Source organism: Kordia sp. (genome assembly GCF_050633145.1).
GTDB lineage: Bacteria > Bacteroidota > Bacteroidia > Flavobacteriales > Flavobacteriaceae > Kordia.
This window is the reverse complement of sequence record NZ_JBOEFY010000040.1, coordinates 17918-18154: the sequence shown is the minus strand read 5'-3', so window position 1 is coordinate 18154 and position 237 is coordinate 17918. Positions and strand designations below refer to the sequence as shown.

At 36.7% G+C, this 237-nt stretch carries 1 protein-coding gene; it reads left to right on the top strand.

Annotated elements, in window-relative coordinates:
• Positions 1-237, top strand: a 237-nt coding sequence (locus ACRBBL_RS18020; protein ID WP_431370474.1) for a hypothetical protein, incomplete at both ends; no start/stop codon positions are given.

The following is a 237-nucleotide window of genomic DNA, read 5'->3' as shown; positions in this document are numbered from 1 at the left end:
CAGGAATGCCAGACACAGGAGGAATATGGAGTCCAGCCTTAACAAGTGGAACAGGAATATTTGATCCTACAACAGATGCTTCAGGAATATATACATATACAATAAATAATGGTATTTGTGGAGATGTATCTGCACAAGTAAATGTCACGGTATTTTCAGAATTGAGCGCAGGAACTAATGGAGTCCTAGAAATATGTACAAATGATGCTTCTGTTGATTTGTTTGATAGTTTAACAG